Source organism: Polaromonas sp. P1_G2, from assembly GCF_056405515.1.
Window position 1 is genome coordinate 1 of record NZ_JBFUBY010001653.1, and the last position, 372, is coordinate 372.

General features: G+C 65.9%; 1 protein-coding gene. It reads left to right on the forward strand.

The annotated features are described in order from the left end of the window. The coding region (locus AC1D0P_RS31985) for an alpha/beta fold hydrolase (RefSeq protein ID WP_477680397.1) at nt 1-372 on the forward strand (372 nt) is incomplete at both ends.

Here is a 372-nt window from a genome sequence, read left to right on the forward strand (position 1 = left end):
CATCGAAGGCGTCCACACCGTCGTGAAAGCCATCGGCAGCGGACCCGCCGTTCTGGCCCTGCACGGAGCCGCCACGCTCGAGGGCTCTGCCTGGGCGCGGGGGTTGGCGGACCGGTTTCGCGTCTATCTGCCGTTCCATCCCGGCTTCGGAGAAAGCGCCGAGGCGCCGCATATCGTCGGGATGCAAGACCTGGTCGTGCATAACCTCCGTCTGGTGCAGGCGCTCAGCCTCGATCGACCGCATCTGTTTGGGCATTCCATGGGCGGATGGATGGCCGCCGAGATCGCGGCCGTCACCGGCGAGCGATTTTCGAAGCTGGTGCTCAATGCGCCGGCAGGGTTGAACCATCCCGACCATCCGGCCACTGATCT